Here is a 253-nt window from a genome sequence, read left to right as displayed (position 1 = left end):
TGATCTTATGATAGTCATAACTACAGTACTGACTGCCTCTATCAGAATGCACAATCAGCTGTTGGTTGGGTCGTTTGTTCTTGATGGCCATATTGAGTGCACGGCAAACTAAATCTGCTGTCATTCGGTAATCCCCCCGAAAAATAAGAACACTCCTGAATAGAGATTAACTGCTAAAATACACCAGCAGGAGAATCCTATGAAAAAGACACGTTTTAGCGACAACCAAATCGTTAACATCTTAAAACAAGCC

The 253-nt window shown here is 40.3% G+C and carries 1 protein-coding gene; it reads right to left on the bottom strand.

Going from position 1 to position 253, the window contains the following annotated elements:
- The coding region (locus NJD71_RS13955; protein WP_442967697.1) for a DDE-type integrase/transposase/recombinase at window positions 1–145 on the bottom strand (145 nt) is incomplete at its 3' end.
- Between the last annotated feature and the right edge of the window lie 108 nt (window positions 146–253).

Origin of the sequence: Psychrobacter sp. PP-21, from assembly GCF_033790785.1 — a bacterium.
GTDB lineage: Bacteria > Pseudomonadota > Gammaproteobacteria > Pseudomonadales > Moraxellaceae > Psychrobacter.
Note: the sequence above shows the minus strand (reverse complement) of the source record. Positions and strands in the feature narration are given on the sequence as shown.